25 protein-coding genes and 4 pseudogenes are annotated in these 26,101 nt (G+C 60.7%); 12 read left to right on the forward strand and 17 right to left on the reverse strand.

Annotation, left to right across the window (positions count from 1 at the left end; translation table 11 throughout):
- Nucleotides 1-84: 84 nt before the first annotated feature.
- On the reverse strand, nucleotides 85-1,437 hold the full coding sequence (locus tag PSH87_RS21725; RefSeq protein ID WP_017738791.1) for a GntP family permease: 1,353 nt from the start codon (nucleotides 1,435-1,437) through the stop codon (nucleotides 85-87).
- Nucleotides 1,438-1,521: 84 nt separating this feature from the next.
- Nucleotides 1,522-2,055, reverse strand: coding sequence for a gluconokinase (locus PSH87_RS21730; RefSeq protein WP_305431077.1), 534 nt, complete (start codon nucleotides 2,053-2,055; stop codon nucleotides 1,522-1,524).
- Between the two features lie 214 nt (nucleotides 2,056-2,269).
- On the opposite strand from PSH87_RS21730, the gene PSH87_RS21735 reads away from it, so the two are divergent.
- The 4 genes and pseudogenes from PSH87_RS21735 (at nucleotide 2,270) to PSH87_RS21750 (ending at nucleotide 5,519) form a co-directional block, all read left to right on the forward strand.
- On the forward strand, nucleotides 2,270-3,301 hold the full coding sequence (locus PSH87_RS21735) for a LacI family DNA-binding transcriptional regulator (protein ID WP_305434357.1): 1,032 nt from the start codon (nucleotides 2,270-2,272) through the stop codon (nucleotides 3,299-3,301).
- 200 nt (nucleotides 3,302-3,501) lie between these two features.
- Nucleotides 3,502-4,135: pseudogene (locus PSH87_RS21740) on the forward strand (glutathione S-transferase family protein).
- A gap of 15 nt (nucleotides 4,136-4,150) precedes the next feature.
- Nucleotides 4,151-4,888 carry an NAD(P)-dependent oxidoreductase gene (locus PSH87_RS21745; protein ID WP_017738787.1) on the forward strand — a complete coding sequence of 246 codons (738 nt, stop codon included), beginning with the start codon at nucleotides 4,151-4,153 and terminating at the stop codon, nucleotides 4,886-4,888.
- Between the two features lie 142 nt (nucleotides 4,889-5,030).
- The gene (locus PSH87_RS21750) at nucleotides 5,031-5,519 is read left to right on the forward strand and encodes a hypothetical protein (protein WP_017738786.1); all 489 of its coding nucleotides are present in this window, start codon (nucleotides 5,031-5,033) and stop codon (nucleotides 5,517-5,519) included.
- Nucleotides 5,520-5,661: 142 nt separating this feature from the next.
- On the opposite strand, the gene PSH87_RS28900 is transcribed toward PSH87_RS21750, so the two are convergent.
- From PSH87_RS28900 to PSH87_RS21775, 6 genes and pseudogenes are all read right to left on the reverse strand, one after another.
- On the reverse strand, nucleotides 5,662-6,234 hold the full coding sequence (locus PSH87_RS28900) for a methyl-accepting chemotaxis protein (RefSeq protein WP_370695331.1): 573 nt from the start codon (nucleotides 6,232-6,234) through the stop codon (nucleotides 5,662-5,664).
- Between the two features lie 18 nt (nucleotides 6,235-6,252).
- Nucleotides 6,253-7,071, reverse strand: a pseudogene (locus PSH87_RS28905) (PAS domain-containing protein); the annotation flags it as partial.
- 291 nt (nucleotides 7,072-7,362) lie between these two features.
- Nucleotides 7,363-8,368: pseudogene (locus PSH87_RS21760) on the reverse strand (ABC transporter substrate-binding protein).
- A 162-nt stretch (nucleotides 8,369-8,530) separates the two neighbouring features.
- Nucleotides 8,531-9,043 (reverse strand): sigma-70 family RNA polymerase sigma factor, encoded by a 513-nt coding sequence (locus tag PSH87_RS21765; protein WP_305431080.1) that lies wholly within the window; start codon nucleotides 9,041-9,043, stop codon nucleotides 8,531-8,533.
- A 108-nt stretch (nucleotides 9,044-9,151) separates the two neighbouring features.
- Nucleotides 9,152-9,943 (reverse strand): phosphate/phosphite/phosphonate ABC transporter substrate-binding protein, encoded by a 792-nt coding sequence (locus tag PSH87_RS21770; RefSeq protein WP_305431081.1) that lies wholly within the window; start codon nucleotides 9,941-9,943, stop codon nucleotides 9,152-9,154.
- A 9-nt stretch (nucleotides 9,944-9,952) separates the two neighbouring features.
- Nucleotides 9,953-10,838 (reverse strand): annotated as a pseudogene (locus PSH87_RS21775) (fatty acid desaturase).
- On the opposite strand from PSH87_RS21775, the gene PSH87_RS21780 reads away from it, so the two are divergent.
- The 3 genes from PSH87_RS21780 (at nucleotide 10,743) to PSH87_RS21790 (ending at nucleotide 12,501) form a co-directional block, all read left to right on the forward strand.
- Nucleotides 10,743-10,955 carry a hypothetical protein gene (locus PSH87_RS21780; protein ID WP_305434385.1) on the forward strand — a complete coding sequence of 71 codons (213 nt, stop codon included), beginning with the start codon at nucleotides 10,743-10,745 and terminating at the stop codon, nucleotides 10,953-10,955. The pseudogene PSH87_RS21775 and the gene PSH87_RS21780 overlap by 96 nt on opposite strands.
- 229 nt (nucleotides 10,956-11,184) lie before the next feature.
- A complete protein-coding gene (locus PSH87_RS21785; protein ID WP_017737642.1) occupies nucleotides 11,185-11,622 on the forward strand; it encodes a GNAT family N-acetyltransferase in 438 nt (145 codons plus the stop codon).
- A gap of 60 nt (nucleotides 11,623-11,682) precedes the next feature.
- A complete protein-coding gene (locus tag PSH87_RS21790) occupies nucleotides 11,683-12,501 on the forward strand; it encodes a class I SAM-dependent methyltransferase (RefSeq protein WP_305431084.1) in 819 nt (272 codons plus the stop codon).
- A gap of 135 nt (nucleotides 12,502-12,636) precedes the next feature.
- Here the strand turns inward: PSH87_RS21790 and def are convergent, their stop codons facing one another.
- From def to PSH87_RS21805, 3 genes are all read right to left on the reverse strand, one after another.
- Nucleotides 12,637-13,176 carry a peptide deformylase gene (gene def, locus PSH87_RS21795; protein ID WP_305431086.1) on the reverse strand — a complete coding sequence of 180 codons (540 nt, stop codon included), beginning with the start codon at nucleotides 13,174-13,176 and terminating at the stop codon, nucleotides 12,637-12,639.
- Nucleotides 13,177-13,179: 3 nt separating this feature from the next.
- On the reverse strand, nucleotides 13,180-14,124 hold the full coding sequence (locus PSH87_RS21800) for a YihY/virulence factor BrkB family protein (RefSeq protein WP_017735671.1): 945 nt from the start codon (nucleotides 14,122-14,124) through the stop codon (nucleotides 13,180-13,182).
- A 170-nt stretch (nucleotides 14,125-14,294) separates the two neighbouring features.
- Nucleotides 14,295-14,480, reverse strand: coding sequence for a CsbD family protein (locus PSH87_RS21805; RefSeq protein ID WP_017735670.1), 186 nt, complete (start codon nucleotides 14,478-14,480; stop codon nucleotides 14,295-14,297).
- Between the two features lie 200 nt (nucleotides 14,481-14,680).
- On the opposite strand from PSH87_RS21805, the gene PSH87_RS21810 reads away from it, so the two are divergent.
- On the forward strand, nucleotides 14,681-15,058 hold the full coding sequence (locus tag PSH87_RS21810) for a hypothetical protein (protein ID WP_017735669.1): 378 nt from the start codon (nucleotides 14,681-14,683) through the stop codon (nucleotides 15,056-15,058).
- 199 nt (nucleotides 15,059-15,257) lie between these two features.
- Here PSH87_RS21810 and fadD1 read toward each other — a convergent pair whose 3' ends face one another.
- Together fadD1 and fadD2 are read right to left on the reverse strand one after the other, a co-directional pair.
- Nucleotides 15,258-16,949 (reverse strand): long-chain-fatty-acid--CoA ligase FadD1, encoded by a 1,692-nt coding sequence (fadD1, locus tag PSH87_RS21815; protein ID WP_017735668.1) that lies wholly within the window; start codon nucleotides 16,947-16,949, stop codon nucleotides 15,258-15,260.
- 383 nt (nucleotides 16,950-17,332) lie between these two features.
- Nucleotides 17,333-19,021 (reverse strand): long-chain-fatty-acid--CoA ligase FadD2, encoded by a 1,689-nt coding sequence (fadD2, locus tag PSH87_RS21820; protein WP_305431091.1) that lies wholly within the window; start codon nucleotides 19,019-19,021, stop codon nucleotides 17,333-17,335.
- A gap of 210 nt (nucleotides 19,022-19,231) precedes the next feature.
- On the opposite strand from fadD2, the gene PSH87_RS21825 reads away from it, so the two are divergent.
- On the forward strand, nucleotides 19,232-20,176 hold the full coding sequence (locus tag PSH87_RS21825; RefSeq protein WP_017735666.1) for an alpha/beta hydrolase: 945 nt from the start codon (nucleotides 19,232-19,234) through the stop codon (nucleotides 20,174-20,176).
- Nucleotides 20,177-20,233: 57 nt separating this feature from the next.
- On the forward strand, nucleotides 20,234-20,704 hold the full coding sequence (locus PSH87_RS21830) for a MaoC family dehydratase (protein WP_017735665.1): 471 nt from the start codon (nucleotides 20,234-20,236) through the stop codon (nucleotides 20,702-20,704).
- Between the two features lie 137 nt (nucleotides 20,705-20,841).
- Here the strand turns inward: PSH87_RS21830 and PSH87_RS21835 are convergent, their stop codons facing one another.
- Nucleotides 20,842-21,309, reverse strand: coding sequence for a PA2169 family four-helix-bundle protein (locus PSH87_RS21835; RefSeq protein ID WP_010208206.1), 468 nt, complete (start codon nucleotides 21,307-21,309; stop codon nucleotides 20,842-20,844).
- Nucleotides 21,310-21,514: 205 nt separating this feature from the next.
- Here PSH87_RS21835 and PSH87_RS21840 point away from each other — a divergent pair, with 205 nt between their 5' ends.
- Both PSH87_RS21840 and PSH87_RS21845 read left to right on the forward strand, forming a co-directional pair.
- Nucleotides 21,515-21,751, forward strand: a complete 237-nt coding sequence (locus tag PSH87_RS21840; protein WP_017735664.1) for a DUF3820 family protein — start codon at nucleotides 21,515-21,517, stop codon at nucleotides 21,749-21,751.
- 10 nt (nucleotides 21,752-21,761) lie between these two features.
- The gene (locus PSH87_RS21845; protein ID WP_017735663.1) at nucleotides 21,762-22,937 is read left to right on the forward strand and encodes an aminotransferase class V-fold PLP-dependent enzyme; all 1,176 of its coding nucleotides are present in this window, start codon (nucleotides 21,762-21,764) and stop codon (nucleotides 22,935-22,937) included.
- Between the two features lie 203 nt (nucleotides 22,938-23,140).
- Here the strand turns inward: PSH87_RS21845 and PSH87_RS21850 are convergent, their stop codons facing one another.
- The 3 genes from PSH87_RS21850 to zwf are packed head-to-tail and all read right to left on the reverse strand — an operon-like array spanning nucleotide 23,141 to nucleotide 25,990.
- A complete protein-coding gene (locus PSH87_RS21850; RefSeq protein ID WP_017735662.1) occupies nucleotides 23,141-23,806 on the reverse strand; it encodes a bifunctional 4-hydroxy-2-oxoglutarate aldolase/2-dehydro-3-deoxy-phosphogluconate aldolase in 666 nt (221 codons plus the stop codon).
- Nucleotides 23,807-23,823: 17 nt separating this feature from the next.
- Nucleotides 23,824-24,537, reverse strand: a complete 714-nt coding sequence (gene pgl, locus PSH87_RS21855) for a 6-phosphogluconolactonase (RefSeq protein ID WP_305431094.1) — start codon at nucleotides 24,535-24,537, stop codon at nucleotides 23,824-23,826.
- The gene (gene zwf, locus PSH87_RS21860; RefSeq protein ID WP_017735660.1) at nucleotides 24,524-25,990 is read right to left on the reverse strand and encodes a glucose-6-phosphate dehydrogenase; all 1,467 of its coding nucleotides are present in this window, start codon (nucleotides 25,988-25,990) and stop codon (nucleotides 24,524-24,526) included. Before zwf ends, pgl begins: the two co-directional genes overlap by 14 nt.
- Nucleotides 25,991-26,101 lie beyond the last annotated feature (111 nt).

Raw genomic sequence — 26,101 nt, forward strand, 5'->3', positions numbered from 1 at the left:
TCAGTTAGACCGAGGTGAAGCTATCGCAGGCAAGCCAGCTCCCACATTTTGATTGGGTTCCCACATGGGGTTTTGTGGTGTGGCTTACACCACCAGCGACAGCAACATGATGAAGATCAGCGCCACGACGGACAGAATCGTCTCCATCGCCGTCCACGTCTTGAACGTCTCCGCCACGGTCATGTTGAAGTACTGCTTCACCAGCCAGAACCCCGCATCGTTGACGTGCGACAGGATCAACGAGCCCGCCCCCGTCGCCAACACCAGCAGCTCACGGTTAACCCCCGGAATCATCCCCACCACCGGCACCACAATGCCCGCGCCCGTAATGGTTGCCACGGTCGCCGAACCGGTGGCCACACGAATCACCGCCGCCACCAGCCACGCCAGCAGGATCGGGTTGATCTGCGCGTTCACTGCCATGTGGCCGATCACATCGCCCACGCCGCTGGTCACCAGCATCTGCTTGAAGCCACCACCGGCACCGATGATCAGGATGATCGCGGCGGTCGGCGCAAGGCTGGCGTCGAGCAACTTGAGGATTTGCTTGGAGTGGATGCCCTGGCGATGGCCAAAGGTGTACAGCGACAGCAGCAACGCCAGCAACAGCGCGGAGATCGGGTGACCGATCATGTCCATCCAGTTGCGCACGATGTGGCCGTCAGGCAAGCCGATGTCCGCGAAGGTTTTCAGCAGCATCAGGAACACCGGCAGCAGCACGGTGATCAGGGTGATGCTGAAGCTTGGCAGGTTTTTGTGTTCCGACTCGCGGGCCAGTTGGTCCACCAGTTCCTGGGACGGGTTGCCCGGGATGTATTTGGCGATGAACGTACCAAAGATCGGGCCGGCGATGATGGCCGTCGGCAGCGCGACGATCAGGCCGTACAGGATGGTCTTGCCGATGTCCGCGCCAAACACGCCGATGGCCAGCAGCGGGCCCGGGTGCGGTGGCACCAGGCCGTGCACCGCCGACAGGCCGGCGAGCAGCGGGATGCCGATCTTGATCAGCGACACGCCGGTGCGGCGCGCGACGATGAACACCAGCGGGATCAGCAACACAAAACCGATCTCGAAGAACAGCGGGATGCCCACCAGGAACGCGGCGAACATCATGGCCCACTGGACCTTTTCCTTGCCGAAGGCGCGGATCAGGGTCTGGGCGATCTGATCGGCACCGCCGGATTCGGCCATCATCTTGCCGAGCATCGTACCCAGCGCGAGGATGATGCCGACAAAGCCGAGCACCCCGCCGAAGCCGTCCTGGAACGCCTTGATGATCTTGTCCACGGGCATGCCCGAGGTCAGGCCGAGGAAGCCGGCCGCGATGATCAGTGCAATGAACGGGTGCACCTTGAACTTGGTGATCAGAACGATCAACCCGATGATAGTGACCACTGCATCTAGCAGCAGGTAAGACTCGTGGGACATGCCAAACATGGGGGGTCTCTCCTGTTTGTTGTTGTTATTAAAGCGGGTGTTGAATTTCCTGCCGGGGATAGCGCTATCTTTTCCGGCAAAAAATTACTTGGAAGGTTCGAAGCCGTGTTGCAGCCACCAGGCATGGGTCTGCTCGGCCAACGCCTCGACACTGTCGACGCTGGCGTTGAGGGCCAGGGTCAGCGGCTCGCCCACAGGCGATTCAAGGGTGGCGAACTGGCTGTCGATCAGGCTGGCCGGCATGAAATGGCCGGGGCGATGGGACACGCGGTCGGACGCCACCTCACGGCTCAGCTCCAGAAACACGAAACCCAGGCCCGGCGCGGCTTCGCGCAGGTGGTCGCGGTATTTCTTCTTGAGGGCGGAACAGGTGAGTACCGGGTGTTCACCGGCTTTCAGCGAACGGCGCAATTCATCGCCGAGGATGTCGAGCCAGCCGGCGCGGTCGTCGTCGTTGAGGGGGTGGCCGGCGCTCATCTTTTCGATGTTTGCGGCAGGGTGAAAGCTGTCGCCTTCAATCGCAGTGGCGCCGTTCAGACGGCACACGGCCTCGCTGACGCTGGTCTTGCCACAGCCAGCAACACCCATGATGACCAGGGCAGTAACAGGTTGACTCATGAAACACCTCAGGACGCAGATAGCGCTACCTTTGCACGCTGTAAGGCTAGTGCAAAAACAGGCTTTTCCCGCGCCGTCTTGTCTTTTTTTATGGAGTGACGCGTGCATCCGCTCCAAGCGTTTGAACCCGGATCAGGCAACCCGAAATTCAAGAATTTGCAGCCTTTTGGAGACAGCGCTACCTTAGTGCCTCGATTTTTGTTTGGCAAGCCGCCTGATGACCTCCAAGAACGATAAAAAATTGCGCACCACGGGTCGCCCGACCCTTAACGAAGTCGCCCGCCTCGCCGGCGTCAGCCCGATTACCGCCTCCCGCGCCTTGCGCGGCATCAGCACTGTGGCCACCGAACTGGTGGAAAAAGTGCAAAAGGCCGCCAGTGAACTGAATTACGTGGTCAACCCCGCTGCCCGCGCCCTGGCCTCGGCCCAGAGCCATTCGGTGGTGGTGATCGTGCCGTCATTGTCCAACCTGCTGTTTATCGAAACCCTCGAAGCCATCCACCAAGTGCTGCGGCCCAAGGGCTTTGAAGTGCTGATCGGCAACTCCCACTATTCCCGTGATGAAGAAGAAAACCTGCTGCGCAACTACATGGCCTACCAGCCACGGGGTTTGTTGCTGACTGGGTTTGATCGGACCGAGAGCGCCCGACGAATGGTCGAGGCCAGTAATGTGCCGTGTGTGTACATGATGGACCTGGACCCGAATGCCGGCGTGAACTGCGTGGGGTTCTCGCAGCTGGCGGCGGGTGAAACGGCGGCGGCGCACCTGCTGTCCCGTGGGCGCAAGCGCCTGGCTTACATAGGTGCGCAACTGGACCAACGCACCTTGCTACGCGGCGAAGGTTTCCGCCGTGCGCTGCAACACGCGGGCCTGTACGACCCGGCGCTGGAATTGCTGACGCCGCGCCCCTCTTCTGTGGGCCTGGGCGGCGAACTGTTCCTGCAGATGCTGGCGGCCCATCCCGACGTGGACGCGATCTTCTTCGGCAACGACGACCTGGCCCAGGGCGCCTTGCTCGAAGCCCTGCGCCACGGTATCAACGTGCCGGAGCGCGTGGCTGTGCTGGGGTTCAACGACCTGCCCGCCTCGTCGTTCATGGTGCCGCGCCTGAGCAGCATCAGCACGCCACGTGAGGCGATCGGGCGGCGCTCGGCGGAGCATCTGTTGACGATCATGGCGGGTAACAAGGTGGCCAAGCCGGTGGTGGATATGGGCTTTGAACTCCAGGTCCGAGAAAGCACCTGACCCTCTTAAGCCGAGCACAATCAAAATGTGGGAGCTGGCTTGCCTGCGATAGCGTCAGTCCAGTCACTGCAACATTGACTGATAGACCGCTATCGCAGGCAAGCCAGCTCCCACATGTTTTTTTCCGTGCCCACTTGGAAATATCGCGGTCGGCTCCTACCCCTGCTAGATTGGCTGCTCTCCACCGCAAGGAAAGCACCATGGGACACTCTCTGAAAATCTTGGGCCGCACGTCCTCCATCAACGTGCGCAAAGTGTTGTGGACCTGCCAAGAACTCGGCATCGACTACCACCGTGAAGACTGGGGCATCGGCTACACCCCCACCCAATCCCCCGAATTCCTCGCCCTGAACCCCAACGCCCAGGTGCCGGTGCTGATCGACGATCACGGTGTGCTGTGGGGAATCCAACACCATCTGCCGTTACCTCGTCGGCCTCTACGAGCGCCATGACCTGCTGCCCGCCGAACCTGCGCCACGGGCCCGCGTCGAGCAATGGATGGACTGGCAAGCCACCGAACTCAATCCGTCCTGGGGCTACGCCTTTCACGCGTTGGTGCGGCAGAACCCCGACTACCAGGACCCGCAGCGCATCCAGGCCGGCGTGCAAGCCTGGAACAGCAAGATGGGCCTGCTCGAACAACAGTTGATCAAGACCGGCGCCTTTGTCGCCGGCAATGAATTTACCCTGGCCGACATCCTCGTCGGCCTCTCGGTACACCGCTGGCGCAATGCCCCGCTGGACCACCCGCCCTACCCCGCTGTCGAGGCGTATTACCAGCGCCTCAGCCAGCGCCCCGGTTTCCAGGCCTTCGCCCTCGACGGCCATAACTAAAACAAGGACAACACCGTGAAAGGACTCAACGTACTGCTCACCGGCGCTTGCGGCAGAATCGGCAAGACGTTTTTCGACGCCTCGAAAGACCGCTACCGCTTCACCCTCACCGATCGCATCGCACCGGATTTCGCCCTCGGCGAACACCGTTTCGTGCACGCCGACCTCAGCGACAAAACAGGCCTGGCGGCGCTGCTCGACGGTATCGACGTGATCGTGCACCTGTCGGGCATCCCCCACGCCAGCGCCTCGTTCGACGAATTGCTGCCGAACAATATCCTCGCCACCACCTACCTGTTCGAAGCCGCCGTGGCCGCTGGCGTACAACGCCTGGTCTTCGCCAGCAGCGCGCAGACCATCGAAGGTTACCCGGTGGACCGCCAGATCACCCCCGGCATGCCGGTGATGCCGGCCAATTTGTATGGCGTGAGCAAATGCTACGGCGAGGCGCTGTGCGCCTACTACGCGGCGAAAACCCCGCTATCGACGATTGCCCTGCGCATCGGCGCCTTCGAGTTCGTCGAAACCCACGACCTCAACAACGCCCGCGACCTCAGCGCCTGGCTCAGCCCGCGCGATGCGGTGCAGCTGCTGCAACGCTCGGTGGAAGCCGAAGGCGTGAAGCACCTGATCGCCCATGGCATCTCCAACAACCGCTTCAAGCGCCTGGACTTGAGCGAAACCACGCGGGTGTTGGGTTACCAGCCGCAGGATGATGCGTTCCAGACGTTTGCAATCCCGATCACCTACTGAGGCCCCCACGGCAACGGTTGGCCGCCGACAGGCCAACCGTTGCCGCAACCACCGCGCCATCCCCAATGAAATCGGGGGTTTCACACCCGGCACGCTATTTGCTCCACCTGTGGCACACAGACATTTCCCCAGGTGACCGATCATGCTGGTTAACAACAACACCCAAGCCGTGACCACCGTGCAGCAGCTCAAGCGCTCCGACATGGACCCGGCCAACGCCGCCGCCAGCGCGCTGTACAGCGGTGCCCTGCAAGCGGCGCAGCAAAGCGTGACCGTGCCGGCCGCGCAGAAGGAACTGGACAAGGCCGCCGACCGCATCGACGAAGCCTTCGCCAAGACCCGCGTGCAGTTGCAAACCAGCAGCACGGATGTGCCAGCGGTCAACGCCACATCTTCGGCCCGCGCGGAATTCACCGACTACATGAGCAAATCCCCCGCCGAACGCATCCGTGAGCAATTGCTCAAGGAACAAGGCTTGACCGAGGCGGATGTGCAGGGCATGTCCCAGGAAAAGCAGGACGCGATCAGCAAGCAAGTGGCGGAGCGCGTGAAGCAGCAGCAAGAACAGCAGGTCGTCGCCAAGGCCACTGATCCGGCACAGGCGGTGAAAGCAACCCTGGCGGCGATCTAACTGCCGATTAAAATGTGAAGGCTGGCTTTTTGTGGGAGCTGGCTTGCCTGCGATGCAGACACCTCGGTACATCAGTTAGACCGAGTTGATGCCATCGCAGGCAAGCCAGCTCCCACACAAGCCAAACCTCACAGGGATCGGGTTACTGCAGTTGCAGCGTGGAATTGAACTGACTGATCGCATCCACCACATGCTTTGACCCTTCCTGAATCTCCAGGATCACCTGCCCCGCCTCATTCGCCAGTTCCACCCCCAACCCCGTGCGACTCAAGCTCGACTGCATGCTCGACACCGCGCTCAGCGACAGGTCGTGGTTCTTGCGCACCACATCGACGATCTCCACCGTCGCCTGGCTCGTCCTGGCCGCGAGGCTGCGCACTTCATCGGCCACCACCGCAAAGCCGCGCCCATGCTCACCGGCACGCGCCGCTTCGATGGCCGCGTTGAGGGCGAGCATATTGGTCTGCTCGGCGATGCTGCGGATGGTCTGCACAATGGCACCGATGATGTCCGACTGCTTGCTCACCGCGTCGATGCTTTGCGCCGCCTGGTTCAGGTCGTGGGAAATTTCTTCGATGATCTGCACGGTTTGCTGCACCACCTCCGAACCCTTGCGCGCGCAGGCGTCGTTTTGTACCGAGGTGGCGTGGGCCGAATCGGCAGCATTGCGCAGGGTGGTGACCTGGTCGGTGATGTCGCTGGCGAACTTCACCACTTTGTACAGGCGCCCATTGGTATCGAAGATCGGGTTGTAGGACGCTTCCAGAAACAGCGTCTTGCCGTGTTTGTTTCGGCGTTCAAAGCGGTGGGAATGGTATTCGCCGCGGTTGAGGGAAGCCCAGAAGGCCTTGTAGGCCGGCGACTCCACCTCGCTGCGATGGCAGAACATGCTGTGGTGCTGGCCGATGATTTCGTCCAATGAGTACTGCACGGTGCGCAGGAAGTTGTCGTTGGCGTTGAGGATCTGCCCTTGCGGGGTGAACTCGATCACCGCCATGGAGCGGCCGATGGCGTCGATCAGGCTTTGGTTTTCGTGCTCATGGTGCACCCGCGCGGAAATATCCGACGCCACCTTGATCACGCTCTGCACCTGCTTGTCGCTGTCCAGCACCGGCATGTAGCTGGCTTCGAGCCACACTTCCTGGCCGCGCTTGTTCAGGCGCATAAAGGTGCCGCTGATGGCCTCGCCCCGCGCCAGGTCGCGCCAGAGCTTGGCGTAGGGTTCGCTGTGGGTGTAGGCCTCTTCGCAAAAGATCCGATGATGTTTGCCGCGAATCTCCTCGGCGCTGTAGCCCATGGTTTTGCAGAAGTTGTCGTTGGCATCGAGGATCACGCCATTGCGGTCAAACTCGATCATTGCCATGGAACGGCTGATGGCGGCGAGTTTGGCGTTGGCTTCGGTCAGGGCGCAGGAGAAACGTTCGATTTCTTGCAGGTCGGATTTGTGATGGCGGTTGAACATGGTCAGATCACCCTTGATTCCCGGCGCCGGTCGGCGCATTCCATTCATCTGTTGGATACTGCTGGCAAACCTTGCATGGGGAACAACCATCCGAATCGCTTTATATGCCAAGCGTCATCACGGTTCTGGGTGAGCATAGACAGGGCTTGGCGCTATGCAAGGCCACTAGTCAGCGAGCATTTTTAACAATCCATGGCTGGCGACGAACGGTGATCGGCTTGGCGACAGCCTATAAGAGCCAACACCACACACCCCTGTGGGAGCGGGCTTGCCCGCGATGACGTCCTGTCAGCCGACTCATCTGTCACTGATGTACCGCAATCGCGGGCAAGCCCGCTCCCACATAAGTCTTCTCCCACTGTTGAATTTTGTGGGTTCGGCTTAGAGCGCGGCGTTGACCTTGGCTGCCACCTCTGCCGGCACCCACTGCTGCCACACCTGCGGTTGCTCCTTGAGGAACGCCAAAGCCACCTGGCGCGGCGCTGTGCGTTTCTCGCTCATGTCCGCGAGGATGCCGTTGAGCAGATCAATCGGCAGGTCGACCTTTTCAAAGAAACTCACCAGTTGCGGATACTGCGCCTTGAACGGCGCCGACACGCCAATCGCCAGTTGCGCCGGCATCGAGCGGGTGCCGATGGGGTTGGGGTTTTTCGCGTCGGCCAGGGTCTTCCAGGCGTCGGCGTTGAACGCCGGCTCTTCCAGCTTGATCAACTTGAAGCGCCCCAGCAGCGGCGTCGGCGACCAGTAGTAGAACAACACCGGCTTGCCGCGCCGGATTGACGAGGCCACTTCCGCATCCAGCGCCGCGCCGGAGCCCGTGCGGAAGTTGACGAAGCTGTCGGTGAGGCCATACGCCTTGATCTTCTGGCTGTTGACGATCTCCGAGGTCCAGCCGGTGGGGCTGTTGAGGAAGCGCCCGCGGCTCGGGTCTTCGGGGTCGCGGAACACGTCCTTGTAGCGCGCCAGGTCGGCCACCGACTTGAGGTCCGGCGCCAGGGGCTGGATGCCGCGCGCCGCGTCGCCCTTGATCACGTACTCGGGCACCCACCAGCCTTCGGTGGCGCCTTTGACCGTGTCACCGAGGCCGAACACTTTGCCTTCGCTTTCAGCCTTGACCCACGCCGGACTGCGCCCGACCCACTCTTCGCCGATCACCTGGATATCGTCCTTGGCCAGGGCGGCTTCGAGGCTTACGGTGCTGCCGGGTAGGGTATCGGTGGGCAGGCCGTAGCCTTTTTCGACGATCACGGCGCAGGACTTCGGTGATCAGGCTGCCGCTTTCCCAGGTGATGTCGCCGAAGTGGATCGGCGCGGCGGCGTGTGTCGGCGGGGCCAATAGCGTCAGTGCGAGCAGCGAGCCGCCCAGCAGGGTTTTCAGTCTTTTCATGCAGGACCTCATGTTGAATCAATTTCCAAACACACAGGAAATCCAATGTGGGAGCTGGCTTGCCTGCGATGAGGCCAGCACATCCAACATCCTCATTGGCTGACCCCGCGCTATCGCAGGCAAGCCAGCTCCCACACTGGATCGGTGTGATCTCCAGTTTTTTTACAAGTCATAACTAAGCGCTTGGCGGTTGTTGAAGACCCGGGCCATGTAGTCGCTCACCGAGCGCTGGGAAATGCCCAGTTCGGCGGCGATTTGCGGGTAGGTCAGGCCATTGAGCCGGGACAGCACGAAGGTCGCCTTGACCTTGGCCGGCAAGCGGTCGAGCAACTGGTCGATGGCTTGCAACGCTTCGAGCGTTTGCGCCAGGTCTTCGGGGGACGGTGCGCTGCAGGTCTCGTCGTGATCGAGGGCGTCCAGGTGGGCGCGCACCAGGTCACGGCGGCGCCACAGCTGGTACATCAGGCGCTGGGCAATGGTGGTGAGCAAGGCGCGGGGTTGGCGGATCGGCAGGCGGTCCGCCGACGTCAGCAGTTGGACGAAGGTGTCGGCCGCAATGTCTTCGGCATGGGCGCGGGAATCGAGGTGGCGGTGCAGGCGGCTGCACAGCCAGTCGTAATGGCTGCGGAACAATCCGCCCACGTAATCGCTGTGAGAACTGTCGGCGCCGGACATAGTGGCTCCATCTGAGTAGGTTGCACGTTATGTCCGGTGTTCCGGTGGGGCGATCCTAGCAAGGCTGCTTATTCATTAATAATATTTAAAAGGCATTTTTATATAACCTTATTTAAGCACCGAGTAGCCGACACTGGCGGCTTGCTGCTGATAGTCCAGCAGCACTTGGTAGTCGTCTTCGCTGGCCGCGAGGACTTCTCGTACGCCCAGGGTTTCCACGACCTGCGGCAGATCCCCCAACGCCAGGTTCATCGCCTCACGAATCCTCGCGACCTGCGCATCGCTCAAGCCCAGCGGGCCGATATAGGGCAGCGTCGGGCTTGGTGCGCTACGGGTGACGAGGCGCAGCCCTGCCACTTCGTCAGGGGCGAAACGCGCGAGGTAGTCGTAGGTGACGCTGTCGATGGCGGCGAGGTCGGCGCGGTTTTCCCGCAGCCAGCGCAAGCTCTCACGGTGGGCGCCGCTGATGGCGATGCTGGCGAAGAAGCGCCCCGCGCGTTGTAAAAGCGCAAGGCGTTCACGCAGTAGGTTCATGCCGCTGTTGGAGTCGTGGCCGTTGATCACGCCACGGCTGTTGTAGAACTCGGCCAAGGCGGTGCGCGGGTTGTCGGCTTGGGTCAGCAGCAGGCTGCAATGTTCACCCTGGCTGCTGTGGGCCAGTTCATAGCGGGGACGGCCAATGACGCGGACCTGGCCGTGCAGCTGGGTCATCAGCGGATAGCCGCAGGTTTGGCTCACAAGCAGTTCGGGGGCGAGCCACAGGCTGCGCAGGTCCAGATGATCGGCGTTGCGACGCTTGAGATCCAGCCGTTCGAAGAGACGCGCCAGCCACTGCTGGTTGGCCTGCTGGATTGGCTCGGGCGCCACGTACATCAGCAGCTCGGCGTAGTGCTCACTCATGCTCGTCTCTCACGCAAAAGGGTGGCGCGGACTATCGATGGCCTTGAGGCCGTGGCGGCTTATCAACTGCCCATAGCCCCGCACCAGGAAACCACCGCTGCGCGCCAGCCATTGCTCGCGGCGGGCACGGTAGACCGTCGGCAGAAAATACCAGGGCAGCTTCGGCAAGTCGTGGTGCACCAGGTGCAGGTTGTTGTTGAGGAACAACCAGGACCAGGGCCAGGCCGCTTCGTTGAGCACGCTACGTTGCTCGGGTTGCGGGTGCGGGCGATGTTCATAGTAGGAACGGATCGACGCCAGGGACAGCGCCGGCACGCTGACTAGCAGCAGGTACTGCCACACCGACAGTGCGCTGAAGTGGGCGATGAACGCCAGCATCAGCAAGGTGATGGCGCCATGGGCTAGCCACATCGGCCAGGCCTGGGGCAGGCGCTGCCACTCATGGCGCGCCAGCCGCGTTATCGACAACGGCGCCGCCAAGAGGAAGCGGCCGAGTAGGGTCTTGGTCAACCAATGTACGCCGCGGTCGAACAGCGAGCTGGTGTCCCACTGCTGTTGGTTGAGGTAGCGGCTTTCCGGGTCGATGCCCGGCAGGGTCAGGTCGTCGTCGTTGTGGTGCAGCAGGTGGCTGTCGCGGTACAGGGTGTAGGGATACCAGACGGCAAACGGGGCGTAACCGAGGAGTTTGTTGAGCAGCAGCGAGCGGGTTGGATGGCCGTGGAGCAATTCGTGCTGCACCGACAACCACAGGGTCACCAGCGGGAATCAGCAACAGCGTGCTCAGCCACAGGCCCAGCCAATGGCTGCCAAGGATCACGGCAAACCAGCCGGCATACACGCCGATCAGCAGCAGCCAGGTCGGCCATTCGGTCTTGGCGGTGAAACTGTGCGCCAGGGCTTGGATTTCCTGGCGTTGGATCGGGTCAAGGTAATGGGCCATCGTCAGCTCAGAGCAGGTGTTTCCTGCTCTGTGCATTGGCGCGGGAAAATCTTGCAGATCATTTGCTTCTAAGCTTGGAACTCAATGGCCGAACAGGCCGCTCTCGGACTTCTTGGCTTTCTTGTCGGCGCGTTTTTCATCGGCGGTCTTTGCCGGTTTTTTCTTCGCGGCTTTCTTTGAATCCATACCTTTGGCCATGATGCATGCTCCACTGACAGTGAATGTAACAGTGGGTATACCACCTATTGCCCGGCAGAAGGCGCTTATAATCGCGCCCCCTTTCCCACACCTCCTGAACACCATGTCCGAGTTGACCATCGATCTGCTGGCAGAGCCCCTGTGGCCGCTGCTGAACAAGTTTTATCGCAGCCACAATTCGTCGATGAAGGCGCTCAAGGGCGGGCGCTTGTGGGTCGCGCGCGATGGCGAGATCGTCGCCGGCTTGTGCCTGACGCCCGTGGTGGGCGGGCAATGGTTGACCGGGGTATTTGTCGACCCGGCGTATCGCGGCCAGGGGTTGGCGGCGAAGTTGATTCTTGCGGCGGCTGCGGATGGCGACGGCACGCTGTGGCTGCTGTGCCATCCCGACCTGGAAGGGTTGTACCAGCGCATGGGTTTTACCCAGGACACGCTGCTGCCCCAATCCCTCAGCGAACGGCTGGTGCGCTACAAACGCAACAAGCCGATGATCGCCATGGGCTTAGAACGTTTGGTGCGGTCGACCTCGGATAATGTGTGATCGGCCGATAGGGGGCCCATGCTAGCCTCGGCGGCACAGTGGCCCACTTTTCGGATGATCATGAAAACGACGTTTGCAGTGCTGTCCCTTACCGCCCTCCTCCTCCCGACGTTCAGCCAGGCCGCCGACGCGCCCATCAGCGCCCAGCAGTACGCCAGCGTGCTCGCCGGCAGTTGGCGCGACCCGGCCAACAGCGCCCGCGACGGGTATCGCCACCCGCAGCAGACCCTGGCGTTTTTCGGCCTGGGCGGCAAACAGACGGTGATCGAAATCACCCCCGGCGGCGGTTGGTACAGCGAACTGCTGGCGCCGTTGCTCAACGACCACGGGCACTACATCGCCGCCGTACAGGCCGCGAACAGCAGTGCCTACGCGCGCACGTCCGCAGAAAACCTGCAGAAGAAGTTTGCGGCAGACCCGGCGCGGTATGGCAAGGCCCAGGTGGTCGAGTTCGAGCCCAAGGCGCCGGTGTTTGGCCCGCCGGGTTCGGCGGATGCAGTGCTGACCTTTCGCAACGTGCATAACTGGGTGGAAGCAGGCACCGCGCCGGCCACGTTCAGTGCGTTCTACACCGTGTTGAAACCGGGTGGCGTGCTGGGGGTGGAAGATCACCGGGCGAAGGACGGGGCGCATCTTGCGGCGATCAAGGACACGGGTTACCTGACCACGGCCCAGGTGGTGAAACTGGCCACCGATGCCGGGTTCAAGCTGGCGGCGCAGAGTGAAGTGAACGCCAACCCGAAGGACACCAAGGATTACCCGGCCGGAGTGTGGACGTTGCCGCCGACGTTGCGGCTGGGGGAGCAGGATAAGGCCAGGTATGTGGCGATTGGCGAGTCGGATCGGATGACGTTGCGGTTCGTCAAACCTGCCAAATAAACAGGCTCAACACAGAACCAATGTGGGAGCTGGCTTGCCTGCGATAGCGGTCTGACAGTCACAGCTTCAGTGACTGATCTACCGCTATCGCAGGCAAGCCAGCTCCCACAGTTTTGATCTCAGTGAACCTGAAAATCAGGCGTCGGCCGTGGGGTCCATGTCGGGGAACATCACTTCGATAAAGCCGAACTTGGTGAAATCGGTGATCCGCGACGGGTACAGCCGCCCGATCAGGTGATCGCACTCATGCTGCACCACCCGCGCATGGAAACCCTCGGCAATGCGCACGATGGGCTCACCCTTGGGATCAAAACCTTCGTAACGGATCTGCTGGTAGCGGTCCACCGCCCCGCGCAGACCGGGCACGGACAGGCAACCCTCGAAACCCTCTTCCAGCACCGGACTCAACGGCGTGATCAGCGGGTTGATCAGGATGGTCTGCGGCACCGGCGGCGCGTCCGGGTAGCGTTCGCTGGCCTCGAAACCAAAGATCACCAGTTGCAGGTCAACACCGATCTGCGGCGCGGCCAGGCCGACACCGCCGACGTGTTCCATGGTCTGGAACATGTCATCGATCAATTGCCACAGCTCGGGGCTGTCGAACATCTCCGGGGGCACCGGTGGCGCGATGCGCAGCAGGCGCTCGTCGCCCATTTTCAGGATTTCACGGATCATCGATCAGACTTCATCAGTGGTGGGCTTGGAATGGTCCCGGCCAAGGCCCGAGACGTGTTGTTTTTCCTGCGGCGGCTCATCGAAATCCTTGGCCCCCGGCGCCTTGCCTTCGGCCGACATGTGTTCGATCACGGCATTCATCTCCGCCCCCAGCAACAGCACCGCGGCGGAAATATAGAAGTACAGCAGCAACACGATGATCGCACCGATACTGCCATACATGGCGTTGTAGTCGGCGAAGGTTTTCACGTAGTAGCCAAAACCCAGGGACGCGACGATCCACACCACCACCGCCAACACCGAGCCTGGGGTGATAAAGCGGAATTTCTGCTTCACGTCGGGCATCACGTAGTACATGAGGGCCACGGCGAACATCAGCAGGACCACGATCAGCGGCCAACGCAGGATAGTCCACAGGGTGACCACGAATTCCTGCATGCCGATCTGCCCGGCCAGCCACTCCATCACTTGCGGACCGAGCACCATCAGCGCGGCGGCGGCCAGCAACATGCCGGCGATACCGACGGTGTAGAAAATCGACAGCGGGAAGCGCTTCCAGATCGGCCGGCCTTCGACCACGTCATAGGCGGCGTTCATCGCGCTCATCATCAGGCGCACGCCGGCCGATGCGGTCCACAGGGCAATCACGATACCTACCGAGAGCAGGCCGCCCTTGGATTGCTGCAACTGGTCGATCACCGGGTTGACCTGCTCCAGGGCCTGGGGCGGCAACACCAGTTCCGACTGCAAGCGCAGCCAGGTGAAGAAGTCGGGCAGGTGCAGGAAACCGATCAGGGCGATGAGGAACAGCAGGAAGGGGAATAGCGAGAACAGCATCTGGTAGGCCAACGCCGAGGCGTAGGTGGACATCTCGTCATCGACAAACTCTTTGACGGTGCGCACCAGTACTTTGTGGAGCTTGAGGCCGTTGAGGACCGGAAAAATCATAGCGTCTCCTTTCGCCGCAAAAAGATTGAGTTCAAGGGCGACTCAGGGGCCGTTTTCTACAACAAGGTAGCTTATTTGGCGACCTTGAAACAATTTCGAAACTTTAACTGCATCCGGTGACAAAAAAACGGCCATCCGTGGATGGCCGCTGTCGCTGCTCAAGTACCCGCCTATTTGACGGCTTTCTTGACGGCGTCCTTGGTGTCGCCAATGGCTTTTTCGACCTGGCCTTTCTTTTCCTGCACCACGCCTTCAGCGTGCAGTTTGTCGTTGCCGGTGACTTTGCCGATGCCTTGCTTGATGTTGCCGACGGCTTCGTCTTTCAAACCTTTTGCCTTATCCGCTGTGCTGCCCATGGTATTTCTCCGATAGAACATTCAAGGGTTTTGGTCATTACCTAGAGATTGACCCGGCGCTGTCCGGCAGAGTTTCAATTATTTTTCGATGGGCATTTCATCGCCAGGCGCAGGTTTGGCTTTATGTTTTGCGGCCAACCCACGAGAATGCCCGGCACATTCAGGCTATAACGCTGAATAACAGATCCCGTAGGAAGGTTATGAAACTCAATAAAGCACAGGCCATCGCCCGCAGAAACACCGAACTGGGCGGTGCCGTACTCGGCGTCAACAACTGCCACTTCACTGACCTGGACAGCCGACGCAACATCTGGTGGTTCGACCTGCCGGTGGTGCGTATCGGCGTGGGCCAGTACGAGTGGATCCACCTGTTGATGCACAACGCCGAGACTGACCAGTTGCTGCACCTGAAGGTGCCGACCGTGTTCCTGCGTGAGCACATCGAAGGCTTGGTGGTGCGCAATGCGAACAAGCGCAAGCCGGAGATCACCCTGGAGTTGAGCGCGGATAAGGATTCGTTCCTGAAGGATGTGCGGCCAGCGGGTGCGGGCATCAGCTTCGCGCAGTTTGCCCTGTAAAAACCCGGCCCAAAATCTGTGGCCGATTGGCTTGTGTGGGAGCTGGCTTGCCTGCGATAGCGGTGGGTCAGTCTCTGAAGAAGTGACTGATATACCGCTATCGCAGGCAAGCCAGCTCCCACATGGGATTGCATTCCAATCCAATCGTGGGAATCAGCAGGCAATAAAAAACCCCGCATTCGCGGGGTTTTTTATTGGGTTACTTCTTGAGACCGAGCTTCTTCAGCTCTTCATCACGCAACTCACGGCGCAGGATCTTGCCCACGTTGGTCGTCGGCAAGGCATCGCGGAATTCCACGAGCTTGGGCACCTTGTAGGCGGTGACGTTGGCGCGCATATGCTCCATCACCTGGTCCTTGGTCAAGGTGGCGCCCGGCTTGACCACGATGAAGATCTTGATGATCTCACCGGACTTCTCGTCCGGCACACCAATGGCCGCGCATTGCAGCACGCCCGGCAGGCCGGCCAGCACGTCTTCCAGCTCATTGGGGTACACGTTGAAGCCCGAGACCAGGATCATGTCCTTCTTGCGGTCGACGATGCGCATGTAGCCGTCCGGCTGGATGATCGCGATGTCGCCGGTCTTCAACCAGCCTTCGCTGTCGAGCATCTCGTCGGTGGCGTCCTGGCGCTGCCAGTAGCCCTTCATCACCTGCGGGCCCTTCACGCACAGCTCGCCGGTTTCGCCCAGCGGCAACTCGCTGCCATCATCGGCGATGACCTTGCACACGGTGGACGGCACGGGAATGCCGATGGTGCCGACCTGGATATGCTGGATCGGGTTCACGGTGGCCACCGGGCTGGTTTCGGTCATGCCGTAGCCTTCGCAGATGCCACAACCGGTCACGGCCTTCCAACGCTCGGCGGCCGCCAGTTGCAGGGCCATGCCGCCCGACAGGGTGACTTTCAGCGCCGAGAAGTCCAGCTTGCGGAACGCCTCGTTGTTGCACAACGCCACGAACAGCGTGTTCAGGCCGACAAAGCCGCTGAACTTCCACTTCGACAGTTCCTTGACCATCGCCGGCAGGTCGCGCGGGTTGCTGATCAGGATGTTGTGGTTGCCGATCAGCATCATCGCCATGCAATGAAAGGTGAACGCATAGATGTGGTACAGCGGCAGCGGCGTGATCAGGATCTCGCAGCCCTCATTGAGGTTGGAGCCCATCAGCGCCTTGCATTGCAGCATGTTGGCGACGAGGTTGCGGTGGGTGAGCATCGCGCCCTTGGCCACGCCGGTGGTGCCGCCGGTGTATTGCAGGACCGCGACATCGCCGCTCGCCGGGCTGGCGTCGCTGACCGGTTGGCCGTGCCCCTTGGCCAGCACGTCGTTGAACTTGATCGCGTCTGGCAGGTGATAGGCCGGGACCATCTTCTTCACGTACTTGATCACGCTGTTGATCAGCAAGCGCTTGAGCGGCGGCAACAGGTCGGCGACTTCGGTGACGATCACGTGCTTGACGGCGGTCTTGGGCACGACTTTTTCGGCCAGGTGCGCCATGTTGGCCAGGCAGACCAGGGCCTTGGCGCCGGAGTCGTTGAATTGGTGTTCCATTTCCCGCGCGGTGTACAGCGGGTTGGTGTTGACCACGATCAGGCCAGCCCGGATGGCACCGAAGACGGCGACCGGGTATTGCAGGACGTTGGGCAACTGCACGGCGATGCGATCGCCGGGCTTCAAGTCGGTGTGCTGTTGCAGATACGCGGCGAACGCGCCGGACAATTCGTACAACTCACCGTAGGTGATTGTCTTGCCCAGGTTGCTGAAAGCCGGTTTGTTGGCGAAGCGCTGGCAGGACTGCTTCAGTACCGCCTGAATATTTGGATACTCGTCTGGATTGATCTCTGGAGCAATCCCGGCGGGGTACTTATCCTTCCAAAAGTCTTCGTTCATGGAAGCCCACTCCTCAGCGACGCGAATTCATCATCGCATTTGATGCGATTATTATTGGTGTATGTTTTTTTAGGTGAATCTGGCGCTTTCAAGCAGGCCGAGACGTCACAAAGCGCGCCGAGAGTAGCAGCTTTGCCAAGGGCCGCCTAGAGCCAAACGCGGGCCCCACAGTCATATTCGCGACTGTCCTACAATATTTGGTCACACTATAAACAACCCTGAAATACCCCTGCAAAAGGCTCTGGAATGCACTTTCCAGGGCAACAAAAGACAATGTGGGAGCTGGCTTGCCTGCGATAGCGGTCCATCAGTCGATACATCCAGTGACTGAAACACCGTTATCGCAGGCAAGCCAGCTCCCACATTGTTTAGCGCATTTCACATCAGGCGATGTCGCGCAGTTCCCGTCGCAAGATTTTCCCTACAGGCGTCATCGGCAACGACTCACGCAACACAATATGCTTGGGCACTTTGTACCCCGTGAAGTTGGTCTTGCAGTACGCCTTCAATTCCTCAAGGCTCACGCCGTGGGCGCGCGCCACCACGAACAGCTTCACGGCCTCCCCCGTGCGCTCGTCCGGCACGCCGATCACCGCGCAGTTGGCCACCGCCGGGTGCGCCATCACCACGTCTTCGATCTCGTTGGGGTACACGTTGAAGCCCGACACGATGATCAGGTCTTTCTTACGGTCGACAATGCTCACAAAGCCATCGGTGTCGATCACCGCAATGTCACCGGTCTTGAGCCAGCCTTCGGCGTCAAGGGTCTCGGCGGTGGCGACCGGCTGCTGCCAGTAACCCTTCATCACCTGCGGGCCCTTGATGCACAGTTCGCCGCGCTCGCCCAGGGGCAGCTCGCGGCCTTCATCATCGATCACTTTCATCGCCGTGCCCGGCACCGGGATGCCCACGGTGCCCAGCCGCGATTGGCTGCCGTAGGGGTTGGTGCTGGCGACCGGAGAAGTTTCCGTCAGCCCGTAGCCTTCGCCGATGGAACAGCCCGTCAGCGCCTTCCAACGCTCAGCCGTGGCCTTGACCAGTGCCGTGCCGCCGGAGTTGGTGATCTTCAGGTGGGAGAAATCCAGGGTCTTGAAGTCCGGGTGGTCCATCAGCGCCACAAACAACGTGTTCAACCCCAGCAGGCAGGAGAACCGCCACTTCTTCAACTCCTTGATAAAGCCGCCGATGTCCCTGGGGTTGGTGATCAGCACGTTGTGGTTGCCGGTGACCATCATGCACATGCAGTTCGCCGTGAATGCATAGATGTGGTACAGCGGCAGCGGCGCGATCATCACTTCCTGCCCTTCGCGCACCAGGGGCTGGCCGTCGTCGGTGACCTGGGACATGCACGCCCGCGCCTGCTGCATGTTCGCCACCAGGTTGCCGTGGGTGAGCATCGCGCCCTTGGCCAAACCGGTGGTGCCGCCGGTGTATTGCAGCACGGCGATATCATCCAGGGTCACCGGATGACGGGTCACGCCAAGGCCTGCGCCCATGCGCAAGGCACGCTTGAACGAAACGGCCCGCGGCAGGCTGTAGGCCGGGACCATCTTCTTCACCTTGTCCACCACGGTGTTGATCAGCCAGCCTTTGGCGGCGGGCATGAAGTCGCCCATCTTGGCTTCGATCAGGTAGTCGATCTCGGTGTCGCCGCACACCTCCTGCACCCGCGAACCGAACAGGTTGAGGTAGACCAGGGCACGTACACCGGCGTCCTTGAACTGGTGGCGCATCTCACGCGGGGTATACAGCGGGTTGGTGTTGACCACGATCAGCCCGGCGCGCAAGGCGCCGAACACGGCAATCGGGTAATGCAGCACATTGGGCATCTGCACGGCGATGCGCTCGCCGGGCTTGAGGTCGGTGTGCTGTTGCAGGTAGCCGGCGAACGCCGCGCTCTGGCGCTCCAGCTCGGCATACGTGAGGGTGATGCCCATGTTGCTGAACGCCGGACGGTCGGCAAAGGCCTTGCAGGAACGTTCGAAGACTTCGATCACCGACTTGTAGGCCGTGAGGTCGATGTCATTGGGGACGCCTGCGGCGCGTTTGTCATTCCAGAAATCAGGTTGCATTATTCTTGTCCTCTTACCTGAGTGTGTCCGGCCGCTTTTGCAGTGCTATATAAAGCGGAGCTTGGGGGACGTTAGCAGTTATGGCCAAACTGGCAAATATGCCAAACCCTGTCATTGATTGTATGAATCTTGCCCCTGACGCGTAGGCAGATACCCCGCCCCTCCACCGATGAGCTATACACTGCATCGACCCCGAGCAAAGGAAGCGCCATGAACCACAGCACCTTCTGGCTGACCGCGAATGACCGCAGCCGCCTGTACGTCAATCAATGGCTGCCGGAAGGCCAGGCCAAGGCGATGATCATGCTGTCCCACGGCATGGCCGAGCACAGCGGGCGTTATGCGCACCTGGCGGCGGCCTTGTGTGCGGCGGGCTACGGCTTGTATGCGCTGGACCAGCGCGGCCACGGCCGCACCGCCGACGAAGGCACCCTGGGCCTGTACGCCGAAAAAGATGGCTGGAACAAAGTGGTGGGCGATCTCGCCAGCCTCAACCAGCACATCGGCCAGCAGCAGCCGGGCCTGCCGATCATCCTGCTGGGGCACAGCATGGGCAGCTATATCGCCCAGGCCTACCTGTTGCACCACAGTGCCAGCCTGGACGGGGCGATTCTCAGCGGTTCGAATTTCCAGCCAGTGGCGCTGTACCGTGCCGCGCGGCTGATCGCGCGCATCGAGCGGGCGCGCCAGGGCTTGCGCGGGCGCAGTGCGCTGATCGAGTTCCTGTCGTTCGGTTCATTCAACAAAGCGTTCAAGCCCAACCGCACCGCCTTCGACTGGCTCAGCCGCGACCCGGATGAGGTGGACAAGTACATCAACGACCCACTCTGCGGTTTCCGCTGCACCAACCAGCTGTGGATCGACCTGCTCGGCGGCTTGCAGCAGATCAGTAAAGCGTCCAATCTCGCGCAGATCGATCCGGGCCTGCCGATCCTGGTGACCGGCGGCGAATGTGATCCGGTGAGTGAGGGCAAGCGTCTCACAGGCCTGGCCAACGCCCTGCGCGAGGCCGGCTGCCAGCAGGTACAGCTGACGATTTACCCGCAGGCGCGCCATGAAGTGTTCAACGAAACCAACCGCGAGGAAGTCACCGCGGATGTGCTGACGTGGCTCGACCAGGCCCTGACCCTGCACAGGCCGGCCCGCTGCGAGTAATTTTTGCTTTAAAATCAGCCGATTAAATGACCGATTAGCCACAGGATGCACCTTTAGATGACCCAGGTAACCAACACCCCATACGAAGCCCTCGAAGTCGGCCAGACCGCCAGCTACAGCAAATTGGTGGAAGAGCGCGATATCCAGCTGTTCGCCGCGATGTCCGGTGACCACAACCCGGTGCACCTGGACGCCGAGTTCGCCAAGGCGACCATGTTCAAGGAGCGTATCGCCCACGGCATGTTCAGCGGCGCCCTGATCAGCGCGGCCGTGGCCTGCGAACTGCCTGGGCCGGGCACTATCTATATCGGCCAGCAGATGAGCTTCCAGAAGCCGGTAAAAATTGGCGACACCCTGACCGTGCGCCTGGAAATCCTCGAAAAACTGCCGAAGTTCCGTGTGCGCATTGCCACTCGCGTGTTCAACCAGCGCGATGAGTTGGTGGTGGATGGCGAAGCAGAGATCCTGGCGCCACGTAAGCAGCAGGTGGTAACGCTGACTGAATTGCCGCCGATCAGCATTGGCTGATCTCGATCCAAAGATTCATACAAAACCAAATGTGGGAGCGGGCTTGCCCGCGATGGCGGTTTGTCAGTCACAGGTGTATTGACTGATCGATCGCTATCGCGGGCAAGCCCGCTCCCACATTTGTTACCGGGTAAGGCTTACGACTGGGCGCGAGCCTGGTTACGCAGTGCCTTCACCTGATCGTGGTTGCGTTGGACGCCGTGGTACTGACGCTCAACCAGGTCACGAATGCCCAGCAGGTTGTGCTTGTTGATCTTCTCGATCGCTTCCTTGTAAGCCTTCAACGCGTGGTCTTCACCGCGCTCGGCTTCGTTCAGGACAGCCTCTTCATCTTTACCGGTGAGCATCGACTTCACGTCGACCCAGCCACGGTGCAGTGCGCCGGCAACGCTGCCGGAATCTTCCGGATCACCACCCAAGGCACGCACGGCGGTTTTCAGCTCGGCGGCGGCAGTGGCGCAATCGGCGGAACGCTTGGCAAACAGGGCTTTGAGTTCTGGGTGCTTGATATCTTCAGCACACTCCTTGAAACCCTTTTGGCCGTCGATGCTGGTCTCGATCAGGTCGTTCAGTACGGAGATCGATTCTTTATTGATGTCAGTCATTTTTCAATTCCTTGTACGGGTTAGAAGGTTGTCTTAATGGTTGCAGCGCCCGTGCCAGGTTTTCAAAAAACAAATTAGTCTTTATTTTCAATTAGTTACGATAAATTGAACCATCTGTATGTACGTTATTTGCATGATCTGTCAATTGGCCTTCATGCAGAATGCCTGTATTTTCCAGGGTCTCGACTCAATCGTCTGAAGTCCCATGAACCCCGAAAAACTCGAACTGCTGATCACCCGCCAAATGCCTTTCGGCAAGTACAAAGGGCGGATCATCGCCGACCTGCCCGGCCCCTACTTGAACTGGTTTGCCCGTGAAGGGTTCCCCCACGGCGAGCTGGGGGGGCTGCTGGCCCTGATGCAGGAAATCGACAGCAACGGCCTCGCCGAATTGCTCGAACCGCTGCGCGCCAAACACGGCAAACCCGCCCCTCGCCATTAAGAGCCCTGCCATGCCAAGGAATGCCGATAACGAACACCACTGGCACACCGTTGCCCAGCGCTATGAGCTGGAGCCCGGGCCGATCAACCTGGAAAACGGCTACTTCGGCCGTATGAGCCGCGTCGTGCGCGCGCAGTACCTGGAGCATGTGGCGTTTATCAACCGCAGCAACTCGCTGTATGTACGCCAGCGCTTCGAGCAGGGCGAAAACCTCGAGATCCGCCGCCAACTGGCCGAGCTGATCAATGCCGACCCAGAGTCCGTGGCCTTCACCCGCAACGCCACCGAAGCCTTGCAGTCGCTGATCCGCAACTACAACCGCCTGCAACCGGGTGACCAGGTGTTGATCAGTGACCTGGAGTACGACACGGTCAAAGGCGCCATGCGCTGGTTGGCGGGCGTTCGCGGTGTGGAGGTGATCGAACTGTCCCACGCACACCCGGCCAGTTTCGACAGCCTGGTGCAGACTTATCGTGATGCCTTCGCCCAGTACCCGCGTTTAAAGCTGATGGCGCTGACCCACGTCACCCATCGCACCGGCCTGGTGATGCCCGTTGCAGCGATTGCCAAGGCCGCGCGTGAACACGGCGTGGACGTGATCCTCGACGGTGCTCACGCCCTGGGCCAGATCGACTTCAACCTCGCCGAACTGGGCATTCAATTCGCCGGTTTCAACCTGCATAAATGGATCGGCGCGCCGCTGACCCTGGGCTTTCTGTACATCGCCCCCGAGCGCCTGGCCGACATCGACCCGGACATGGGCGAGTTTCACTACCCCATCAGCGACGTACGCGCACGCACGTCCTACAGCACGCCGAACTTTCCGGCGCTGATGACGTTGCCGCTGGTGTTTGAGGAGCATCGTGCCTTGGGCGGCTCGGCGGCCAAAGGTGCGCGGGTCAATTACCTGCGGGACCTGTGGGTGAGCCAGGTGCGGCCGTTGGCGGGAATCGAGGTGCTGACGTCGGATGATCCACGGCTGTATTGCGGGATTACGGCGTTCAAGTTTGTCGGGCGGGATCAGCAGGTGATGGCAGATCGCTTGCTCAAGGAGTACGACCTGTTCACCACCACCCGAGTGGGCGCGGCGTTTGGCACCTGCATAAGGGTGACGCCAGGGTTGGTCACTTCGGCGGCGGATATCAATGTCTTGGTCAACGCCATCACCGAGCTAAACACCGATTAAAACTGTGGGAGCTGGCTTGCCTGCGATAGCGGTAGCTCAGTCACCCTTGTATTGGCTGACAGACCGCCATCGCAGGCAAGCCAGCTCCCACATTGATCATTCCCACAGTTGCTTAGCGGTAATTTTCAGGCAAAAAAAAGCGGTACACCGACCAAGTGCACCGCCAAAAATGCCGTTAAGCACAGCAACAACGATTCGATAAATCAGTCCAGCAGCGCCAGCGCCTCGGCGGTGACTTCCTGGATACGTGCCCAGTCGCCGTTCTTGATCCACTCAGGATCAAGCATCCAGCTACCGCCCACGCACATCACGTTTTTCAACGCCATGTAGCTCTTGATATTGGCCGGGCCAACGCCGCCAGTCGGGCAGAATTTCACTTCGCCGAACGGGCCGCCGAGGGCCTTGATCGCCGCGACGCCGCCGCTGACTTCGGCCGGGAACAGCTTGAAGCGGCGGTAACCCAGGCCATAACCTTCCATGATCCCGGACGCATTGCTGATGCCGGGCAGCAGCGGGATCGGGCTGTGGACCGAGGCTTCCAGCAGGTCGCGGGTGATGCCTGGGGTGACGATGAATTGCGAACCGGCCACTTCCGCCGCTTCGAGCATATGGCGATCCAGCACGGTGCCGGCACCGGTGCACAGTTCAGGGCGCTGCTCGCGCAGGACCTGAATGGCCTTGAGGCCGAACTCGGAACGCAGGGTCACTTCCAATGCGGTCAAACCACCGGCTGCCAGGGCATCGGCCAGCGGCAGGATGTCCTGTTCGCGGGCGATGGTGATCACCGGCAGGATCCGCGCCTTGGCGCAGAGGCTGTCGATCAAGGCAACTTTATCCGCCATGGACACGGTCGGTTGAGGGCTTTTCATAGCGGCTGATCCTTGGCTCATGGGCACCAGTAAATCTCTAATGTAGGTTGCAAAAACGCGCGAATCGGCATGGCAGCAACGTCGTCACTGGCCAGCGCGGCGCTCAAGGTGGTCAATTTCGAACTGCCGGAAATCGACAGCACGGTGTAGGTCGCCGTGGCCAGCAGTGCGCGACTCATGGTCAGGCGCTGGTGTGGCACGGTCGGCGCCAGCATCGGCCAGCAACGGCGGGTACCGTCGGGCTTCAAGGCTTCGGCCAGGTTCGGGCTGTTGGGGAACAGCGACGCGGTGTGACCGTCATCGCCCATGCCCAGCACCAGCACGTCAATCGCCGGCAATTCAGCCAGCAGGCGATCGGCCTGCAAGGCAGCGTCTTCCAGGTTCGCCGCAGCGCTGTAGAGGCTGAGGAACTTGGCCTTGGCCGCCGGACCTTGCAGCAGGTGCTGCTTCAACAGGCCCGCGTTGCTGTCGGCGTGTTCCACCGGCACCCAGCGTTCGTCGGCCAGGGTGATGGTCACCTTGGACCAGTCCAGGCCCTGCTTGGCCAGGTGCTGGAAAAATGCCACGGGGCTACGGCCACCGGACACCACCAACGTCGCTTCGCCACGGGCACTGATGGCCGCGCGCAATTGCTCGGCCACGTCATTGGCCAGGTCTTCCGCCAACAGCACCGGCGTGCGGTACTCATGGGGCGTGACGCCCTGGGGCAGTTTCAAATCAGATATCGCCATACCACGACCTCCCATCCCGCGTGATCAGTGCAATGGAGCTCATCGGCCCCCAGGAACCCGCCGCGTACGGCTTGGGCGCATCACCGGATTTTTTCCAGCCGGCGATCAACTGGTCACACCACTTCCACGCGGCTTCGATTTCATCTTTGCGCACAAACAGGTTCTGATTGCCGCGCATCACTTCCAGCAACAACCGCTCGTAGGCATCGGGAATCCGTGCGCTGCGATAGGTGTCGGAAAAATTCAGCTGCAGCGGGCCGCTGCGCAGTTGCATGCCCTTGTCCAGACCTTGCTCCTTGGTCATCACGCGCAAGGAAATACCTTCGTCCGGTTGCAGGCGGATGATCAGTTTGTTGCTGATCTGCAAGCGCTGCTCGGGGGCAAAGATGTAGTGGGACGGTTCCTTGAAGTGGATGACAATCTGCGACAGCTTTTGCGGCATGCGCTTGCCGGTCCGCAGGTAGAACGGCACGCCGGCCCAACGCCAGTTGCGGATATCGGCACGCAGGGCGACGAAGGTTTCGGTGTCGCTCTGGGTGTTGGAATTCTCTTCTTCCAGGTAACCCGGCACCGGCTTGCCCGCGCTGTAGCCGGCGATGTACTGGCCGCGCACCACCTGGGTGGTCAGGCCTTCCGGGCTGATGGGCGCCAGGGCCTTGAGCACCTTGACCTTCTCGTCACGGATACTGTCGGCGGACAAGTCGGCCGGCGGGTCCATGGCGATCAGGCAAAGCAGTTGCAGCAGGTGGTTCTGGATCATGTCCCGCAACTGGCCGGCCTTGTCGAAATAGCCCCAACGACCTTCGATACCGACCTGCTCGGCCACGGTGATTTCCACGTGGGAGATGTAGTTCTGGTTCCACTGGGTTTCGAACAGGCTGTTGGCGAAACGCAGGGCGATCAGGTTCTGGACGGTTTCTTTGCCCAGGTAGTGGTCGATGCGGTAGGTGCGGTTCTCCGGGAAGAACTGCGCCACGGCGTCGTTGACCTTGCGCGAGGATTCCAGGTCCGAGCCGATGGGCTTTTCCAGCACGACGCGGGTGTTTTCCGCCAGGCCAGCCTTGGCCAGGTTTTCGCAGATCGCGCCGTACACCGCCGCCGGGGTGGCGAAGTAGGCGATCAGGCGTTGCTCGCTGCCGACTTTTTCCGCCAGGGCGAGGTAGTCGTCAGCGTTCTTGAAGTCCACGTGAACGTAGGTCAGGCGCGCCAGGAAACGCTGGGCGATGGTCTCGTCCAGTTCCTTGCCGACGTAGTTGCGCAGTTCTTTTTCGATATGGGCCAGGTGCTGTTGCTCGGTCCCGGCTTCACGGGCCAGGGCCAGGATGCGGGTGTCGTCGTGCAAGAGCCCGGCGCCATCGAGTTGATAGAGGGCAGGAAATAACTTGCGCAGCGCCAGATCACCCAAGGCGCCAAACAGGGCAAAGGTGCAGGGTTCTACGGTTATCGAAGGCATGATGTTTGTTCTTTTATCAAGTTAAGCTACAAATACCTTTTTTCAAGGCATCACTCAAGGAAAAATGTAGTAATAACCACAACATTTTCCCGAAATACGCATTCCGAGTGG

This window comes from Pseudomonas sp. FP453 (assembly GCF_030687495.1).
In the GTDB taxonomy this organism is placed as follows: domain Bacteria; phylum Pseudomonadota; class Gammaproteobacteria; order Pseudomonadales; family Pseudomonadaceae; genus Aquipseudomonas.

Excerpts from the sequence above, each read along its gene's own strand:
- PSH87_RS21790 (WP_305431084.1), top strand. The coding sequence starts at position 11,683 with ATGAAAACGACGTTTGCAGTGCTGTCCCTTACCGCCCTCCTCCTCCCG.
- PSH87_RS21835 (WP_010208206.1), bottom strand. The coding sequence starts at position 21,309 with ATGACTGACATCAATAAAGAATCGATCTCCGTACTGAACGACCTGATC.
- PSH87_RS21805 (WP_017735670.1), bottom strand. The coding sequence starts at position 14,480 with ATGGGCAGCACAGCGGATAAGGCAAAAGGTTTGAAAGACGAAGCCGTC.
- PSH87_RS21780 (WP_305434385.1), top strand. The coding sequence starts at position 10,743 with ATGGCTGCCAAGGATCACGGCAAACCAGCCGGCATACACGCCGATCAG.
- fadD1 (WP_017735668.1), bottom strand. The coding sequence starts at position 16,949 with ATGAACGAAGACTTTTGGAAGGATAAGTACCCCGCCGGGATTGCTCCA.
- PSH87_RS21765 (WP_305431080.1), bottom strand. The coding sequence starts at position 9,043 with ATGTCCGGCGCCGACAGTTCTCACAGCGATTACGTGGGCGGATTGTTC.
- zwf (WP_017735660.1), bottom strand. The coding sequence starts at position 25,990 with ATGCCTTCGATAACCGTAGAACCCTGCACCTTTGCCCTGTTTGGCGCC.
- PSH87_RS21725 (WP_017738791.1), bottom strand. The coding sequence starts at position 1,437 with ATGTTTGGCATGTCCCACGAGTCTTACCTGCTGCTAGATGCAGTGGTC.
- PSH87_RS21770 (WP_305431081.1), bottom strand. The coding sequence starts at position 9,943 with ATGAGTGAGCACTACGCCGAGCTGCTGATGTACGTGGCGCCCGAGCCA.
- def (WP_305431086.1), bottom strand. The coding sequence starts at position 13,176 with ATGATCCGTGAAATCCTGAAAATGGGCGACGAGCGCCTGCTGCGCATC.
- fadD2 (WP_305431091.1), bottom strand. The coding sequence starts at position 19,021 with ATGCAACCTGATTTCTGGAATGACAAACGCGCCGCAGGCGTCCCCAAT.
- PSH87_RS21800 (WP_017735671.1), bottom strand. The coding sequence starts at position 14,124 with ATGATTTTTCCGGTCCTCAACGGCCTCAAGCTCCACAAAGTACTGGTG.
- PSH87_RS21785 (WP_017737642.1), top strand. The coding sequence starts at position 11,185 with ATGTCCGAGTTGACCATCGATCTGCTGGCAGAGCCCCTGTGGCCGCTG.
- PSH87_RS21830 (WP_017735665.1), top strand. The coding sequence starts at position 20,234 with ATGACCCAGGTAACCAACACCCCATACGAAGCCCTCGAAGTCGGCCAG.
- PSH87_RS21840 (WP_017735664.1), top strand. The coding sequence starts at position 21,515 with ATGAACCCCGAAAAACTCGAACTGCTGATCACCCGCCAAATGCCTTTC.
- PSH87_RS21750 (WP_017738786.1), top strand. The coding sequence starts at position 5,031 with ATGCTGGTTAACAACAACACCCAAGCCGTGACCACCGTGCAGCAGCTC.
- pgl (WP_305431094.1), bottom strand. The coding sequence starts at position 24,537 with ATGGCGATATCTGATTTGAAACTGCCCCAGGGCGTCACGCCCCATGAG.
- PSH87_RS21825 (WP_017735666.1), top strand. The coding sequence starts at position 19,232 with ATGAACCACAGCACCTTCTGGCTGACCGCGAATGACCGCAGCCGCCTG.
- PSH87_RS21845 (WP_017735663.1), top strand. The coding sequence starts at position 21,762 with ATGCCAAGGAATGCCGATAACGAACACCACTGGCACACCGTTGCCCAG.
- PSH87_RS21850 (WP_017735662.1), bottom strand. The coding sequence starts at position 23,806 with ATGAAAAGCCCTCAACCGACCGTGTCCATGGCGGATAAAGTTGCCTTG.
- PSH87_RS21810 (WP_017735669.1), top strand. The coding sequence starts at position 14,681 with ATGAAACTCAATAAAGCACAGGCCATCGCCCGCAGAAACACCGAACTG.
- PSH87_RS21730 (WP_305431077.1), bottom strand. The coding sequence starts at position 2,055 with ATGAGTCAACCTGTTACTGCCCTGGTCATCATGGGTGTTGCTGGCTGT.